The organism is Bradyrhizobium sp. MI1.4, from assembly GCF_055811315.1.
This window is the reverse complement of sequence record NZ_JBVVPP010000025.1, coordinates 60,870-76,108: the sequence shown is the minus strand read 5'-3', so window position 1 is coordinate 76,108 and position 15,239 is coordinate 60,870. Positions and strand designations below refer to the sequence as shown.

14 protein-coding genes are annotated in these 15,239 nt (G+C 64.9%); 9 read left to right on the top strand and 5 right to left on the bottom strand.

Annotated elements, in window-relative coordinates; genetic code table 11:
* Nucleotides 1-3: 3 nt before the first annotated feature.
* The 9 genes from AC0L23_RS24555 (at nucleotide 4) to AC0L23_RS24515 (ending at nucleotide 9,474) form a co-directional block, all read left to right on the top strand.
* Complete coding sequence (locus AC0L23_RS24555; protein WP_473357472.1) at nucleotides 4-1,374, top strand: amidohydrolase family protein; 1,371 nt, start codon at nucleotides 4-6, stop codon at nucleotides 1,372-1,374.
* 20 nt (nucleotides 1,375-1,394) lie between these two features.
* Nucleotides 1,395-2,297, top strand: coding sequence for an NAD(P)-dependent oxidoreductase (locus AC0L23_RS24550; protein WP_377827547.1), 903 nt, complete (start codon nucleotides 1,395-1,397; stop codon nucleotides 2,295-2,297).
* A gap of 15 nt (nucleotides 2,298-2,312) precedes the next feature.
* Nucleotides 2,313-3,197, top strand: coding sequence for an intradiol ring-cleavage dioxygenase (locus tag AC0L23_RS24545; RefSeq protein ID WP_446481957.1), 885 nt, complete (start codon nucleotides 2,313-2,315; stop codon nucleotides 3,195-3,197).
* A gap of 57 nt (nucleotides 3,198-3,254) precedes the next feature.
* Nucleotides 3,255-4,649, top strand: a complete 1,395-nt coding sequence (locus tag AC0L23_RS24540; RefSeq protein WP_026233640.1) for an FAD-linked oxidase C-terminal domain-containing protein — start codon at nucleotides 3,255-3,257, stop codon at nucleotides 4,647-4,649.
* Nucleotides 4,646-6,172 carry a sugar ABC transporter ATP-binding protein gene (locus AC0L23_RS24535; RefSeq protein ID WP_018458700.1) on the top strand — a complete coding sequence of 509 codons (1,527 nt, stop codon included), beginning with the start codon at nucleotides 4,646-4,648 and terminating at the stop codon, nucleotides 6,170-6,172. The genes AC0L23_RS24540 and AC0L23_RS24535 overlap by 4 nt, the downstream gene beginning before the upstream one ends.
* Nucleotides 6,165-7,115 carry an ABC transporter permease gene (locus AC0L23_RS24530; RefSeq protein WP_018458699.1) on the top strand — a complete coding sequence of 317 codons (951 nt, stop codon included), beginning with the start codon at nucleotides 6,165-6,167 and terminating at the stop codon, nucleotides 7,113-7,115. The genes AC0L23_RS24535 and AC0L23_RS24530 overlap by 8 nt, the downstream gene beginning before the upstream one ends.
* Nucleotides 7,112-8,089, top strand: coding sequence for an ABC transporter permease (locus AC0L23_RS24525; protein ID WP_204510789.1), 978 nt, complete (start codon nucleotides 7,112-7,114; stop codon nucleotides 8,087-8,089). The genes AC0L23_RS24530 and AC0L23_RS24525 overlap by 4 nt, the downstream gene beginning before the upstream one ends.
* Nucleotides 8,090-8,131: 42 nt before the next feature.
* Nucleotides 8,132-9,106, top strand: a complete 975-nt coding sequence (locus tag AC0L23_RS24520; RefSeq protein WP_247393767.1) for a sugar ABC transporter substrate-binding protein — start codon at nucleotides 8,132-8,134, stop codon at nucleotides 9,104-9,106.
* A gap of 80 nt (nucleotides 9,107-9,186) precedes the next feature.
* A complete protein-coding gene (locus AC0L23_RS24515; RefSeq protein ID WP_018458696.1) occupies nucleotides 9,187-9,474 on the top strand; it encodes a YciI family protein in 288 nt (95 codons plus the stop codon).
* Between the two features lie 179 nt (nucleotides 9,475-9,653).
* Here the strand turns inward: AC0L23_RS24515 and AC0L23_RS24510 are convergent, their stop codons facing one another.
* Genes AC0L23_RS24510 through AC0L23_RS24490 form a run of 5 tightly spaced genes read right to left on the bottom strand, consistent with a single transcriptional unit; the run spans nucleotide 9,654 to nucleotide 15,132 of the window.
* Nucleotides 9,654-10,646, bottom strand: a complete 993-nt coding sequence (locus AC0L23_RS24510; RefSeq protein ID WP_247474388.1) for an ABC transporter ATP-binding protein — start codon at nucleotides 10,644-10,646, stop codon at nucleotides 9,654-9,656.
* Nucleotides 10,643-11,632: an ABC transporter ATP-binding protein gene (locus AC0L23_RS24505; protein ID WP_247338679.1), complete on the bottom strand. Its 990-nt coding sequence runs from the start codon at nucleotides 11,630-11,632 to the stop codon at nucleotides 10,643-10,645. The genes AC0L23_RS24510 and AC0L23_RS24505 overlap by 4 nt, the downstream gene beginning before the upstream one ends.
* Nucleotides 11,633-11,651: 19 nt before the next feature.
* Nucleotides 11,652-12,575: an ABC transporter permease gene (locus AC0L23_RS24500; protein WP_018458693.1), complete on the bottom strand. Its 924-nt coding sequence runs from the start codon at nucleotides 12,573-12,575 to the stop codon at nucleotides 11,652-11,654.
* Complete coding sequence (locus AC0L23_RS24495; RefSeq protein ID WP_085352392.1) at nucleotides 12,572-13,513, bottom strand: ABC transporter permease; 942 nt, start codon at nucleotides 13,511-13,513, stop codon at nucleotides 12,572-12,574. Before AC0L23_RS24495 ends, AC0L23_RS24500 begins: the two co-directional genes overlap by 4 nt.
* A gap of 17 nt (nucleotides 13,514-13,530) precedes the next feature.
* Nucleotides 13,531-15,132, bottom strand: a complete 1,602-nt coding sequence (locus AC0L23_RS24490) for an ABC transporter substrate-binding protein (RefSeq protein ID WP_473357471.1) — start codon at nucleotides 15,130-15,132, stop codon at nucleotides 13,531-13,533.
* Between the last annotated feature and the right edge of the window lie 107 nt (nucleotides 15,133-15,239).

Genomic DNA, 15,239 nt, shown 5'->3' with positions numbered 1-15,239 from the left:
TCGATGCGGCGCACGCTCATCAAATCCGCCGTCATCATCAGCATGGATGACACGATCGGCGATTTACCTGGCGGCGACGTGCTGATCGAGGGCAGCCGCATCGTTGATGTGCGTCCATCGATCGACGTCGGCGGCGCGACCGAGACCGAGATCGTCGATGGCACCGGCCGCATCGTCATCCCCGGCCTGATCAACGCCCATATGCACACCTGGCAGACGGGCTTGCGCGGTTATGCCGCCAACTGGACGCTGCTGGAATATTTCCGCCGCATGCATGCTGGTCTCGCTACGGTCTTCAGGCCCGAGGACATTTATATCGCGACCTTGGTGGGTGTGCTGAACCAGATCAATCACGGCACCACCACGCTGGTCGACTGGTGCCACAACAATCCGACGCCCGATCATACCGACGCCGCGGTGCGTGGCCTGATCGAAAGCGGTATCCGGGCGGCCTTCTTCCACGGCTCGCCCAAGCCCGAACCGAAACCGGGCGAACCGCATTTCTCGGAGATCCCGCATCCACGCCGTGAGGTCGAGCGACTGCTGGCGGGGCCCCTCGCCGACCGCGACGGCCTCGTCACGCTTGGACTCGCGATCCTCGGCCCGCACTATTCGACGCTGGACGTCGCCATGCACGATTTTCGCATGGCGCGGGAACTCAAGCTGATCGCATCGATGCATCAGGGCGGTGGTCCTGCGAAGACGCCCGGTGGCTGGGAGAAGCTGATCGAGGCGGGTCTCGTGGGCGCCGGAATCAACATCGTCCACGGCAACGACCTGCCTGACCCACTGCTGGACCGGATGGTCGATCTCGGCGTCTCCTTCTCGGTGACGCCGGAGAACGAAATGATCCAGGGCCACGGCTTTCCGATCACCGGACGGCTGCTCAAGCGCGGCGTGCGGCCGACCATCGGCATCGATCTGGAATCCGTACTGGCGGGCGACCTCTTCTCCGCCGCGCGCGTTGCGCTCTCGATGCAGCGGGCGCTCGACAACGCCGAGTCGCGCAAGGCCAGCGGCACCATTCCAACGACGACCACGATCCCCGTCCGCGAGGCGCTGCGCTGGATCACGACGGAAGGCGCCCGCATGCTCGGCCGCGAGGACCAGATCGGCTCGCTGACACCGGGCAAGCTCGCCGACCTCGTCATCATCAATTGCTCCGATCTCAACCTCGTCCCGGTGCACGATCCCGTTTCCACCGTGGTGATGCAGACGAGCCTTGCCAATATCGAGGCCGTGATGATCGGCGGCGTGTGGAAGAAGCGGAATGGTCGGCTGCTGGCCGAGGGCCTGGGGGCGAAGAAGGAACTGCTCGTGCAATCCGGCCGGCGACTGGTGCACGACATCGAACGACAGGGACACGCCGCCTGAGGGCGTCAAGGACAACAACGATGACGGACGCTTCGAAACACATCGCTTTCATCGGGATCGGCAAGATGGGCCTGCCAATGTCGGTGCTCGTCGCCAAGGCCGGTTATGCCGTGACCGCGTTCGACCGGAGCGCCGCACGGCTCGAGGAGGCTCGCACGCAAGGCATTTCGATTGCCGCTTCACCGGCCGAGGCCGTGGATGGCAAGGCCGCGATCGTCACGTCCTTGCCCGATGACGCTGCCTTGCGCGGCGCATTGCTCGGCTCCACCGGCCTCATCGCCGCGATGGCTGCCGGATCTGTCCTGATCGAGACCAGCACCGTGAGCGTCGAGGCGTCGGCAGAGGTCGACGCCGCCGCCCAGGCGCGCGGTGTCTTCTACCTGCGTACGCCGGTCTCGGGCAATGCCAGTATCGTCCACACCGGCGCGCTGAGCTGCTTCGTCTCCGGCCCGGAGGACACCTACGAAAACGCAAAGCCGCTGCTCGCCGCCTTCACCCGCGCCCAGACCTATCTCGGGCCTGGCGAGGAAGCGCGATATGCGAAGCTTGCGGTCAATCTGATGATCGCGGTGTCGGCCGCGATGATGGCGGAGAGCCTGGCGCTGGCGCGCAAGGGCGGCATCGGCTGGCAGGACATTCTGAAAGTCCTCGACGACAGCGCGGTCGCCTCGCCGATGGTGAAATACAAGACCGCGCCGCTGCGTAACCGCGATTTCGGCTCGACCTTCTCCTGCAGGCAGATGGCCAAGGATCTCGATCTGATCCTCGGTGCCGGCCACGCCATCGGCGTGCCGCTTCAGCTCGCAGCCCAGGTGCGCGAGACCTATGGCTCGCTGGTCGCGCAGGGCGACGGCGACGCCGACTTCATCGCGACCGTCAAGCACCTCGAGCGGCTGTCCGGCCTCGGCGAGCCCAAACTCTGATTCACGGAGGCACCTATGCGAAATTTCAACGAGAACACGATCACGGACGCGGTGCTGGAGCGGATCGCAGGCGCGACCGATCCGCGGATCAAGCAGGTCAGCGAAGCGCTGGTGCGCCACCTTCATGCCTTCGTCCGCGAGGTGCGACCGACCCAGAAGGAATGGGAATACGGCATCGAGTTCCTGACCCGCACCGGCCACATGTGCGACGACAAGCGCCAGGAGTTCATCCTGCTGTCGGACGCGCTCGGCGTCTCCATGCTGGTCGACGCGATCAATCATCCCGTGCCGGAAGGCGCCACCGAAACCACGGTGCTCGGTCCGTTCTTCGTGCAGGCGTCGCCCGAGAAAGACAACGGCGCTGACATCTCCGGCCCGATGGAAGGCGATCCGATGCTCGTCACCGGCTCGGTGTCGACCGTCGACGGACGGCCGCTCGCCGGCGCCGTCGTGGATGTCTGGCATTCCGACGATGATGGCTATTACGACGTGCAGCAGCTCGACAAGATCGGCGACCTTGCGATGCGAGCGCGCTTCCACACCGACCAGAACGGCCGCTTCAATTTCTGGTCGATCAAGCCGGCTGCCTATCCGATCCCACATGACGGCACAGTTGGGGACATGCTGGCGGTCCAGGGCCGCCATCCCTGGCGCCCGGCGCACGTGCATTTCATGATCTCGGCGCCCGGCTTCGAGCAACTCGTGACCCATGTGTTCGTGGCCGGCGACCAGTATCTCGACAGCGACGTGGTGTTCGGCGTCAAGGACAGCCTGATCCGCGAATTTGTGCAGTGCCCGCCCGGCCGTGCGCCCGATGGTCGCATGGTAGACATCGAGTATTTTCACCTCAACTATGATTTCGGCCTGAAGCAGGTCGCTAGCAGCGCAAGAGCCGCTTAAGCTGAACGACGGCGGACCAGACAAGAGTCCGACAACAGGGCCAGACAGGGAGTAAGAATGGGACCGCGAGTCAGCACGAGCATATTGGCCGATCGCCTCACAGGCATGATCGGCCCGCGCGCGAGCGTCGCGCGTGGCGTGCTCGATCAGCATGGGCAGAGCGAGTCGCATTATCGCAACCTGCCGCCCGACATCGTCGTCTTCCCTGAAACCACGCAGGAGGTCGCGGAGATCGTCAAACTGTGCGCCGGCGCGAATATGCCCATCGTTCCGTTCGGCGCCGGGACCTCGCTCGAAGGCAATGCGGCCGCGGTCGCGGGCGGCGTCTGCTTCGACTTCGCACGCATGAACAAGGTGCTGACGGTGCACGATAGCGACATGGACGTCGTCGTGCAGCCCGGCATCACCCGAAAGCAGCTCAATGCGGAGCTGCGCGGCACTGGGCTTTTCTTTCCGATCGATCCCGGCGCCGACGCCTCGATCGGCGGCATGACGTCCACGCGAGCTTCCGGCACGATGGCGGTGCGCTACGGCACCATGAAGGACAACGTCATGGCGCTGGAGGTGGTTCTGGCCGACGGCCGCGTGATCCGGACCGCCAGACGCGCGCGCAAGTCAGCCGCCGGTTACGACCTGACGCGCATGTTCGTCGGCGCCGAGGGCACGCTCGGTTTAATCACCGAAATCACGCTGAAGGTGCATCCCGTGCCGCAGGCGATCTCGGCCGCGGTTTGCAGCTTCGACACCCTGCCCAACGCCGTGGACAGCGCGATCTCGATGATCCAGTCCGCGATCCCCGTGGCGCGTATCGAGCTGCTCGACGACGTCATGATGCGCGGCATCAACGCCTATGCGAAGCTCGGCTATCGCGAAGCCCCGACGCTGTTCTTCGAATTCCACGGCTCCGAGGCCTCTGTTGCCGAACAGGCCGAGGCCGCAGAGGCGATCGCCGCCGACCATGGCGGCCACGGTTTTGCCTGGGCCAAGGCGCCGGAGGATCGCAGTCGGCTCTGGCACGCCCGCGACAATACGCTCTATGCCGGCCTGGGCCTGCGACCCGGCGCGCGCGCAGTGATCACCGATGTCTGCGTGCCGATCTCGCGGCTCGCCGAATGCTTGACCGAAACGCGGCGCGACGCGGACGCGCACGGCTTCACCGCGCCGATCGTCGGCCATGTCGGCGACGGCAACTTTCACATGCTGATCCTGGTCGACCCGGCCAGGCCCGAGGAAGCCGAAGGCGCCAAGGCGCTGCAGGCCCGCATGGTCGCCCGCGCGATTGCCATGGACGGCACCTGCACCGGCGAGCACGGCATTGGGCTCGGCAAGATCGATTATCTCACCGACGAGCTCGGCGAGGCCGTCGATGTGATGCGGTCGATCAAGAGCGCGCTCGACCCTGACGGACTGATGAACCCCGGAAAGATCTTTGCAGGCGGAGCGCAGGCATGAGCACCGCCGCATTAGCCGTCGAGCCCGCCTCACCTGTCCCGCTCCTTGAGCTGCGCGGCATCAGTAAGGAGTTTCCCGGCGTCAAGGCGCTGGACGACGTCTCCTTTGCCGTCTTCCCCGGCGAAGTCCACATGCTGCTGGGCGAGAACGGCGCCGGCAAGTCGAGCCTGATGAAGGTGCTGTGCGGCGCCTATCGCGCCGATGCCGGCGAGTTCTACTACAGAGGCGAGCCGGTCGCGATCCACTCGGCCGCGGACGCGCAGAAGCTCGGCATTGCCGTGATCTTCCAGGAATTCTCCCTCGTCCCCCATCTCGATATCGCCCAGAACATTTTTCTCGGCCGCGAGCCGAAGGGCCGCATCCCCGGCACGATCGATCGCCGCAAGATTTTGGCCGACGCGGCGCGCGTGCTCGGCACGATCGGCTTTGACATCGATCCCTCCACCATCGTTGACAAGCTGGGGGTGGCGCAGCAGCAGATGGTCGAGATCGCGAAGGCGATCAGCCAGAACGCCCGCATCCTGGTGATGGACGAGCCGACTGCGGCGCTATCCGATCGCGAGACCGAGCTGCTGTTCGCGCTGATCGCGCGGCTGAAGGCCGACGGCGTCTCGATCGTCTACATCTCGCACCGCATGGCGGAGGTGTTCGCGCTCGGCGACCGCATCACCGTGCTGCGTGACGGCCGCCGCATCGACGGCGTCAAACCTGCTGACGTCACGCCGGACCAGCTCGTCCGCATGATGGTCGGTCGCAACGTCGACATGACCTACCCGCGCAATTTTGCCGACAAGCCCGGCGAGCTGCTGCTCGAGGTCAAGGCCTTGAGTTCATCGACGGGGATCGCCGACATCAACATCGAGGTGCGCCGCGGTGAGATTGTCGGCCTGTGTGGCCTGGTCGGCTCCGGTCGCAGCGAAGTCGCGCGCGCGATCTTCGGTGCCGATCCCGTGACATCAGGCGAGATCGTGTTCGACGGCAAAGTCATTTCCGGTGAGCCCGACCTCGCCGCCCGCCGCGGCATTGCGCTGATCCCGGAGAGCCGCAAGAGCGAAGGTCTCGCGCTGCTGCGATCGGTGAGCGACAATCTGGTAGTGTCGGCGCTGCGAAAACTGTTCCCGAGCGGGTTGTTCGACCAGCGCAGTGCGCAGCGCACTGCCGACGGCCTGATCCGTCAGCTACGCATTGCGACGCCTAGCGCACGGCAGACCGTCGGCCTGCTTTCAGGCGGCAATCAGCAGAAGGTCGTGATCGGCAAGTGGCTCGCCGCCGGCTCGAAACTTTTCATCTTCGACGAGCCGACCCGGGGCATCGACATCGGCGCCAAGGCCGAAATCTTCGCCCTGATCGACCGCCTTGTCGCGGAAGGCGCGGCGGCGCTGATGATCTCGTCCGAACAGGTCGAGATCTGCCACGTCTGCGACCGCGCCTATGTGATGCGCGAAGGGCGCATCGCCGGGCATCTCGCGCGTAGCGAGCTGACCGAGGAGAACATAGTGCGACTGGGGATGCATCATGCGTGAGGCCGCGGTCGTCTCTCAACCGAATCCGCTGCAACGGATTCCCGGCGTTGCCATCGTGCTGGTGCTGCTGATCGCGCTGTTCAGCACGATCGCGCCCGGCTTCCTGTCGGTCGCCAACCTCTCCAACGTGCTGGTGCAGTCGACGATCCTGACCATGCTCGCGCTGCCGATGACCTTGATCATCATGACCGAGGGGCTGGACCTGTCGATGGGCGCGGTGCTGACGCTGACCTCGCTCTGCGTCGCCATCGTCTCGCTCACCACCCACTCGATGTTGCTCGGCCTCGGTGCCGGGCTCCTCGTCGGCGCGGCCTTCGGCTTCGCCAATGGCTGGCTGGTCGCCATCGTGGGCATCCCGCCCTTCGTTGCGACCTTGGGCACGCTCGGCATGGCGCAGGGCCTATCGCTGATCGTCAGCGACGGCCAGAGCGTGGTCGGCATCCCCCACAGCGTGCGCGACATCTATTCGGCGACGCTTTTGGGAATTCCCGTGCCGATCGTGATGGCACTCGTGACCTACGCGGTCTTCCACGGCCTGCTCTATCACACCCGCTTCGGCACCTACATCTTCGCGCTCGGCGGCAACCGCGAGGCGCTGCGCTACGCCGGCCTCTCACCGAACAAGCTGCTGATCGCGGTCTATGCGATCGGCGGCGCCATGGCCGGCATCGCCGGCCTCTTGATGACTGCGCGGATGAATTCCGGGCATCCAACCGCGGGCCTCGGTCTCGAATTCGATGCGATCGCGGCCGTCGCCGTCGGCGGCACGTCGTTCGAGCGCGGCAATGGCTGGCTGCTCGGCACGCTGCTCGGGGTGCTCTCGGTCGGCGTGCTGCGCAACGGGCTGAACCTGATCTCGCTGCCGTCCTCGGTGCAGGTCGCAAGCGTCGGCGTCCTCGTCATCGTTGCCCTCTTCCTTGACGGCCTGCGGAGCCGCGCATGACCGACATCAGCAAAGACGCCATCGCGCCGCCCCGCTCGTTCCTGTCGCAGGACGCGATCCAAATGTTCTATCGCCTGCTTGCGGCGCTGCTGATTTGTGCGGTGCTCGCCGTGCTCAGCGATTCCTTCCTGAGCCTCGGCAACATTCTCAATGTGCTCAGGCAGGCGAGCCTGACCTTCTTCATCGCCTCCGGCCTGACCCTGGTGGTGCTGACCGCGGGCCTCGATCTCTCCGTCGGCGCCAATGTCGCGCTGTCCGCCTGCATCGCCGGGACCGTGATCCACAAGACCGGCTCGCCGGCGCTCGGCATCCTCACCGGGCTTGCCTGCGGCGGCATCGTTGGGCTCCTCAACGGCGTCATGGTCACCGCGCTGCGCATCCCCTCCTTCATCGCCACTTACGGCATGCTCTGGGTGCTGAACGGCCTCACCTATTGGTACATGGCGGGTGAAACCCTTCACGGCTTCCCGGCCGGGTTCCGCCAGATCGGCAGCGGCTATCTATTCGGCCTGCCGATCCCGGTCTATCTGCTGCTGGTGTTCCTCGGGATCGGAACGCTGTTTGCGCAGCGAACGATCTGGGGCCAGGAGATCTACGCGATCGGCGCCAATCCGGTCGCGGCGCGGCTCTCCGGCATTCCGGTCGCCCGACGCCTGCTGCTGGTCTACGCCGTCTCCGGCACCATGGCGGGGCTCGCCTCGATCATCTTCCTGTCGCGGCTCAATTCGGCCGAGGCCGACATCGGCGAAAGCCTGACGCTGCCCGCGATCGCCGCGGTGCTGATCGGCGGCACCTCCCTGTTCGGCGGCGTCGGCACCGTGTTCGGCACTTTCATCGGTGCGCTGATCCTGACGCTGGTGCTGAACGGCATGAACCTCTTGTCGGTCAGCGCCAACTGGCAGCCGCTGGTGACAGGCATCATCGTCATTCTCGCGGTCTGGCTCGACATGAAGACCCGCCGCCGCGCGCAATGAGCTCTTGAACGACCAACAAGCAAAATGAGGGATGGAGGCAACATGAAACAGACACTGGGTTATTTGGCGCTGCCGCTGCTGATGGCGGCCGCGCTCACCACGCAAGCGCGAGCCGATGGCGAGACCATCGCCGTCTTTACCAAGAACCAGACCAATCCGTTCTTCCAGACGGTGCGGGTCGGCGCGGACAACATGGCGAAGACGCTGAACGCGAAGACGCTGCAATACATCCCGACCAAGCCCGACAGCATTCCCGAGCAGCTCAGCCAGATCGAGGACGTCGTGGTGAAGAAGCCTAGCGCCATCGTCTTCACGCCGGTCGACTACAAGGCGATGGTGCCGGGCGTGGAGAAGATCAACGAGGCCAAGATCCCCGTCGTCAACATCACCGATCGCTCGGCCGGCGGCAAGTTCCTGTCTTTCGTCGGCGCCGACGATTACAGCCTCGGGCTCGAGACCGCGCGCTTCCTGCTCAAGAGGCTCGGCGGCAAGGGCAACATCGTCATCATCGAGGGCGTCAAGGGCTCACTGACCAATGTCGACCGCGTCCGCGGTTTCAACGACGCGCTGAAGGAAAATGCCGGTGCGAAGCTGCTGGCCTCGCAGCCCGGCAATTACCAGCGGCTCCAGGCGCTCCAGGTGATGGAGAATCTGATGCAGTCGAACGCGCAGATCGACGGCGTGCTCGCCGCCAACGACGCCATGGCGGTCGGCGCGATCGAGGCCCTCGACGGCGCCAACCGCAAGGCGCAGGTGATCGGCATCAACGGCACCAAGGAAGCGATCGACGCGATCAAGTCCGGCAAGCTGCTCGCGAGCGGCGATTACAACGGATTCTTTCAAGGCTGCCTCGGCACCATGATGGCGATCCGCTCCTTGCGCAACCAGCCCGTCATTGCTGAGATCGTGCTGAAGCCGACCGTGATCACCAAGGACAATTACCAGCCGTTCGACGTGCCGCTGGAGCAACGGAGCTGCCCGACTTTCGAAGAAGCCAGCAAGCTCGGCGGCAAGTAACCAACCGCCGCCATCACGACAAGCCCGGACGGCCGCAGCCGCGGCCGTCCCAAGAAAACGTGATATAAACGGAGACCATCATGCTGTTCGCCATTCACGCCCTCGACCGCGCCGGCGCGCTGCCGATCCGGCTCGCCAATTACGACGCCCACAAGGCTTTCCTGAGCGACACCTCGCGCTTCGGCGTCAAGATCGTGATGTCAGGGCCGCTGGTCTCCGACGACGGCGAGAGGATGATTGGCAGCCTGTTCCTGATCGAGGCGCCCGGCCGCAGCGAGGTCGAGGCTTTCAACCAAGCCGATCCGTTTGCCGCGGCCGACATCTGGGAAAAGGTGACGATCACGGGCTTCCTGCGCCGCCAGGGTTGAAGGCGGCTAAAACAAAAAACGCGAAAACAACCCCATGCACAGTAGAATGAGGTTGTTTTTACACATGAATTTTCGTCGCAAACGTTTTTGACTCGTCGGGCAAAACAGGAGCAGAGTGTCATCCTCGCCCGGTTGACGCCCCTGCGCCTCGATCCAGAGCTTTGCGACCGCCCAGACGGCTAGCCGCTCGTCACCGTCGCACCTTCTTCGAGATGACAGGCCACCCACTGCTCGGGTCCAGCCGCGCGCAATGTCGGCTCCTCGGTCCGGCAGCGATCGAATACGCATGGGCAACGGGTGTGGAAGCGGCACCCGCTCGGCGGGTTGATCGGACTCGGCACGTCTCCCTTGAGGATGATGGGATTGCGCTGAGCGCCAGGCTCGGGCAGCGGCACCGCCGAGAGCAGCGCCTTGGTGTAAGGATGCTTTGGCGCGGCGAAGATCTCGTAGCGCGGCGCCACCTCGACGATCTTGCCGAGATACATCACCGCGACGCGATGGGTCATGTGCTCGACGATCGCGAGGTCATGGCTGATGAACAGCAGCGCCAGGCCGAACTCGCGCTGCAGATCCTGCAGCAGATTGACGATCTGGGCCTTTACCGAGACGTCGAGCGCCGACACCGCCTCGTCGCAGACGATCAGCTCGGGCTCGGCGGCGAGCGCACGCGCGATGCCGATGCGCTGGCGCTGGCCCCCGGAGAATTCGTGCGGCCTGCGGTTCAGCGCCTCGCGCGGCAGGCGCACGGTGTCCATCAGCGCCGCCACGCGTGTCTCGAGATCGATCGCGGATTTGGCGAGGCCGAAATTGCGGATCGGCTCGGCCAGGATGTCGCGCACGCGCATGCGCGGATTGAGGCTCGAGAACGGGTCCTGGAACACCACCTGCACGCGGCGGCGCATCTGACGCATCGTGCTCGGATGAGCGTCGTCGATACGCTGGCCGTCGAGGATGACCTGCCCTGCCGTGATGTCGAACAGGCGCAGGATCGCACGGCCGACCGTCGATTTGCCGCAGCCGGACTCGCCGACCAGCGAGAGCGTCTCGCCGCGCGCGATCTCGAACGACACACCGTCCACCGCATAGACCCATTCGGACTTGCGGCTGAACAGGCCTTTTTTGACCGGGAAGTGCTTCTTGAGGTCGTTGACCTGGAGCAGCGGAGGACTCATGCCGCGACCGCTCCCTTGGCCGCATAATGGCAGGCCGCGACGTGACGTGGGCCCTTCTCTTCGAGCCCCGGCGCATACTGCCGGCAGAGATCGGTCGCGAGCGCGCAACGTCCGGCGAAGACGCAGCCGACGATGGGCTTGCGCAGATCAGGCACCTGCCCGGGGATCTCCGCCAGCCGTCTCGCCGTGCCGGTCAGCGACGAGCCGAGCCGCGGCACTGCGCCGAGCAGGCCTTGCGTATACGGATGACGCGGCGAACGGAACAGTTCCGCCACCGGCGCCTCCTCGACCTTGCGGCCGGCATACATGACCATGACGCGTTCGGCGATCTCGGCGACGACACCGAGATCGTGGGTGATCAGGATGATGGCTGCGCCAACCCGGTGCTTGAGATCCAGCATCAATTTCAGGATCTGCGCCTGGATCGTCACGTCGAGGGCGGTGGTCGGCTCGTCCGCAATGAGAAGCTTTGGATTGCAGGCGAGTGCAATGGCGATCATGACGCGCTGGCGCATGCCGCCGGAGAGCTGATGCGGATATTCACGCACGCGACGCGTCGGCTCGGGAATGCCGACCAGAATCAACATCTCAATGGCGTGCGCCTCCGCGGCCTGCTTGTCCAGGCCCTGGTGGATCATCAGCGTCTCGCGGATCTGGCGGCCGACAGTCAGGACCGGATTGAGGCTGGTCATCGGCTCCTGAAAAATCATCGAGATGTCGTTGCCGCGGATCGCGCGCATCTCGCGATCCGACATTTGCAGCAGGTCCTTGCCCGCGAAGCGGATGCTGCCGGCGATCCTTCCCGGTGGTTCCGGAATCAGCCGCATCAGCGACATCGAGGTCACCGACTTGCCGCAACCGGACTCACCGACGATGGCGAGCGTCTCGCCCTCGTTGACATGGAACGACACGCCTTCCACCGCGCGGTTGATGCCGCTGGGCGTGCGGAAGTGGGTCTGGAGATTTTCGACTTCAAGCAGTGCCATCGCGATCAACCCCTCGCCATCACAGGCTCTTGGCCATGCGCGGATCGAGCGCATCGCGAAGGCCATCGCCGAGCAAATTCACGGCGAGCACGGTGACGGACAGAAACGCCGCCGGAAAGAACACGATGTAGGGCTTGACCTGCCACAGCGCCCGCCCCTCGGCCATGATGTTGCCCCAGGACGGAATGGTCGGCGGCGTTCCCGCGCCGATGAAGGACAGGATCGCTTCCGTGATCATCGCACTGGCGCAAATGTAAGTCGCCTGGATCAGCATCGGCGCCAGCGTGTTCGGCAGGATGTGGCGCAGGATGATCATCGGTGTGCGCGTGCCGCAGGCTACCGCTGCATCCACGTAAGGCTGCTCGCGCAGCGACAGCACCACACTACGGACAAGACGGGAAACCCGCGGGATTTCGGCAACCGTAATCGCCAGAATGACGTTGCCGACGCTGCCGCGTGTCAGCGCCATCAGCGCGATCGCCAGCAGGATCGGCGGGATCGACATCAGGCCGTCCATGAAGCGCATCAAGATGCCGTCGGCCCAGCGGATGAAGCCGGAGACGATGCCGATGGCGAGACCGGCCGCGGAGGCGAAGATCGCAACGGACAAGCCGACCGTGAGCGAGACGCGCGCGCCGAACAGCACGCGTGAATAGATGTCGCGACCGAGCACGTCGGAGCCAAACCAGTAAAGCGCCGACGGCGCGCGGGTGCGCTTGGCCGGCGCAAGTGCGGTCGGATCCACCGTGCCAAGATAAGGCGCAAAAATCGCGATCAGGACGAGTATCAGCAGCAACGTGCCACCGATGGCGACGGTGGGATGGCCCCGCAGCAGGCCGATGAAGCCGCGCCGGATCACGACGGGCCGAAGAATCTCCGGCAGTTGCGGCGCGAGGACGAAGCCCGCCGGCAGCGCTTGCGGATTGACGGTCGTGTCGGTCAATAGCGGATCCTCGGGTCAACGAGCGTATAAACGACGTCGATCATCAGATTGACGAGGACGTAGACGAAGCTGAACAGCAGCACGATGCCCTGGATGACGGGATAATCGCGGCGCAGGATCGCGTCGATCGTGAGCCGGCCGAGGCCGGGAATCGCGAACACGCTTTCCGTGACGACCGCGCCGCCGATCAGAAGCGCAATGCCGATCCCGATCACCGTGACGATCGGCACTGCCGCGTTCTTCAGCGCGTGGACGAACAGGATGCCGCCCTGCCCGAGGCCCTTGGCGCGCGCGGTGCGGATATAATCCTGTTGCAGCACTTCGAGCATGGTGGCGCGCGTGATACGCGCGATCAGCGCGATGTAGACACAGCCGAGTGCGATCGACGGCAGGATCAGGTTTTGCAGCCAGGGCCAGAGGCCCTGGGCGAGCGGCGTATAGCCCTGCACGGGAAGCCATTCGAGCTCCAGCGCAAAGACGTAGGCGAGGACATAGCCGACGACGAAGACCGGCAGGGAGAAGCCGAACACGGCAAAGGCCATGATGGCCCGGTCGATCAGGCTTCCCGCCTTCCAGGCCGCCAGCACGCCGAGCGGCACCGCGACCACGATCGTGAGCAGGAGCGTGACCATCATCAGCGACAGCGTCGGCCCGAGACGCTGGCCGATCATGGTCGAGACCGGCAGATTGGTGAAGATCGAGGTGCCGAGATCGCCGTGCAGAATGCGCCAGACCCAGCTGCCGAACTGGATCAGGAAGGGTCGGTCGAGCCCGAGGCTCTGACGGATGCGCTCCACATCCTCCGGACTTGCCTGATCGCCCGCGATCACCACGGCGGGATCCCCCGGCGCGATGTAGAGCAGGCTGAACACGAACAGCGCGACGATCGCCATCACGGGCAAGGTCGAGGCGATACGCCGGAGGATGTAGGAGAGCATCTGGCTTCAGCGCAGGGTCATGCGGATTTCGACACGCCCCAGAAGAACGGCAGCGGCCCTTTCGTGATGCCGGAGACGTTCTTGCGCCAGGCCGTGTAGCTGAGGAAGAAGCCGGTCGGCGCGTAGACGACGTCCTCGAGCGCGACCTTGTTGAGGCGAGCGACCGCGGCCTTCTCCTCGTCGAGGTTCTTGGCCTCGAACCAGGACGTGACCTCCTTCTCGGTGCCGGGGCTGCTCGGCCAGCCGAACCACGCCTTGTCGCCGTTGGCGCGAATGGCGGTGTAGGGCGCCGGATTGATGCAGTCCGAACCTGCATGCCAGGTGTGGAACATGTTCCAGCCGCCCTGCCCGGGCGGTGTCTTCTGCGCGCGGCGGGAGCCGACGGTGCCCCAATCGGTCGCGACGAAGTCGACATTCATGCCGAGCTTCTTCAGGAGATCGGCGGTCACATCGCCGAACGCCTTGGTGATCGGCTGATCCTGCGCCACCAGGCACGTCACCGGCTGGCCGGAATAGCCGCTCTCCGCGAGCAGCTTCTTGGCGGCGTCGAGATCGCGCTTGCCCTTCAAGACTTCGCCGCCCGCCTCGGTGTAGAGCGGCGTATCGGGCGTGAAGAAGCCCGGCAGCGACTTCCACAGCGAATTGTCGTCGCCGACGAGCGCACGCATATAGTCTTCCTGGCTCATCGCCATCAGCACTGCGCGCCGCGCCCGCACGTCGTTGAAAGGCGGATACAGGAAGTTCATGCGGAACGAGCCGACATTGCCGAGGGGATCGCCGATGTCGACGCTGATGTTCTTGTTCTTCTTCAGGACCGGGACGAGGTCCGCGATGGGGTTCTCCCACCAGTCGATCTCGCCGTTTTGCAACGCGGCCGCGGCGGTCGCCGGATCCGGCATCACGATCCATTCGACGCGGTCGAGCAGCATCTGCTTGCCGCCGGCGAGCCACGATGCCTTCTCCTGCCGCGGCACATAGTCGGCGAATTTTTCGAACACGGCTTTGGCGCCCGGGACCCACTCACCCTTGGCGAACTTCATCGGCCCCGAGCCGACATAATCGCCGATCTGCTTGAACGGGTCCGTCTGCGCGATGCGCTCCGGCATGATGAAGGCGCAAGGCGAGTTGTTCTTGCCGAGCGCATAGAGCATCTTCGGGAACGGCTGCTTCAGCACCCATTTGAAGGTGCGGTCGTCGACAGCGGTGAGTTCCTGCTGCAGCGCCTTGAGCATCAGCCCCATCGGATCGCGTGCCGCCCAGCGAGTGAGACTCGCAACGACGTCCTTGCTCAGCACCGGCTCGCCGTCGTGGAATTTGAGCCCCGGCCGCAATTTGAACGTCCAGGTGGTGCCGTCGTCGGTCACTTCCTCGGCCTCGACCATCTGCCGCTGCGGCTGCAGCGCGGAATCGACGCCGTAGAGCGTATCCCAGACCAGCGCGGCGGCATTGCGCACGACATATTGCGTGCCCCAGATCGGGTCGAAATTGGCAAGGTTTGCTTGCGGCACGAAGCGCAGGGTGCGCGCGGAGGCGCCTTGTGCGATCGCCGGGGCCGAGAGGCCGCTCAATGCCAGACCGCCCGCGCCGGCCAGTCCCTTCAATACGGTCCTGCGATCCATGAAATCCTCCCAATAGTGCCGTGATGCCGGCCATCGTTGGCCAAGAACAGGTGAAACCAGAGCTCATTGGCGTGCAAATGGTATGCCACTAACCAGACCTTCGCCAG

Excerpts from the sequence above, each read along its gene's own strand:
- AC0L23_RS24555 (WP_473357472.1), top strand. The coding sequence starts at position 4 with ATGCGGCGCACGCTCATCAAATCCGCCGTCATCATCAGCATGGATGAC.
- AC0L23_RS24550 (WP_377827547.1), top strand. The coding sequence starts at position 1,395 with ATGACGGACGCTTCGAAACACATCGCTTTCATCGGGATCGGCAAGATG.
- AC0L23_RS24545 (WP_446481957.1), top strand. The coding sequence starts at position 2,313 with ATGCGAAATTTCAACGAGAACACGATCACGGACGCGGTGCTGGAGCGG.
- AC0L23_RS24540 (WP_026233640.1), top strand. The coding sequence starts at position 3,255 with ATGGGACCGCGAGTCAGCACGAGCATATTGGCCGATCGCCTCACAGGC.
- AC0L23_RS24535 (WP_018458700.1), top strand. The coding sequence starts at position 4,646 with ATGAGCACCGCCGCATTAGCCGTCGAGCCCGCCTCACCTGTCCCGCTC.
- AC0L23_RS24530 (WP_018458699.1), top strand. The coding sequence starts at position 6,165 with ATGCGTGAGGCCGCGGTCGTCTCTCAACCGAATCCGCTGCAACGGATT.
- AC0L23_RS24525 (WP_204510789.1), top strand. The coding sequence starts at position 7,112 with ATGACCGACATCAGCAAAGACGCCATCGCGCCGCCCCGCTCGTTCCTG.
- AC0L23_RS24520 (WP_247393767.1), top strand. The coding sequence starts at position 8,132 with ATGAAACAGACACTGGGTTATTTGGCGCTGCCGCTGCTGATGGCGGCC.
- AC0L23_RS24515 (WP_018458696.1), top strand. The coding sequence starts at position 9,187 with ATGCTGTTCGCCATTCACGCCCTCGACCGCGCCGGCGCGCTGCCGATC.
- AC0L23_RS24510 (WP_247474388.1), bottom strand. The coding sequence starts at position 10,646 with ATGAGTCCTCCGCTGCTCCAGGTCAACGACCTCAAGAAGCACTTCCCG.
- AC0L23_RS24505 (WP_247338679.1), bottom strand. The coding sequence starts at position 11,632 with ATGGCACTGCTTGAAGTCGAAAATCTCCAGACCCACTTCCGCACGCCC.
- AC0L23_RS24495 (WP_085352392.1), bottom strand. The coding sequence starts at position 13,513 with ATGCTCTCCTACATCCTCCGGCGTATCGCCTCGACCTTGCCCGTGATG.
- AC0L23_RS24490 (WP_473357471.1), bottom strand. The coding sequence starts at position 15,132 with ATGGATCGCAGGACCGTATTGAAGGGACTGGCCGGCGCGGGCGGTCTG.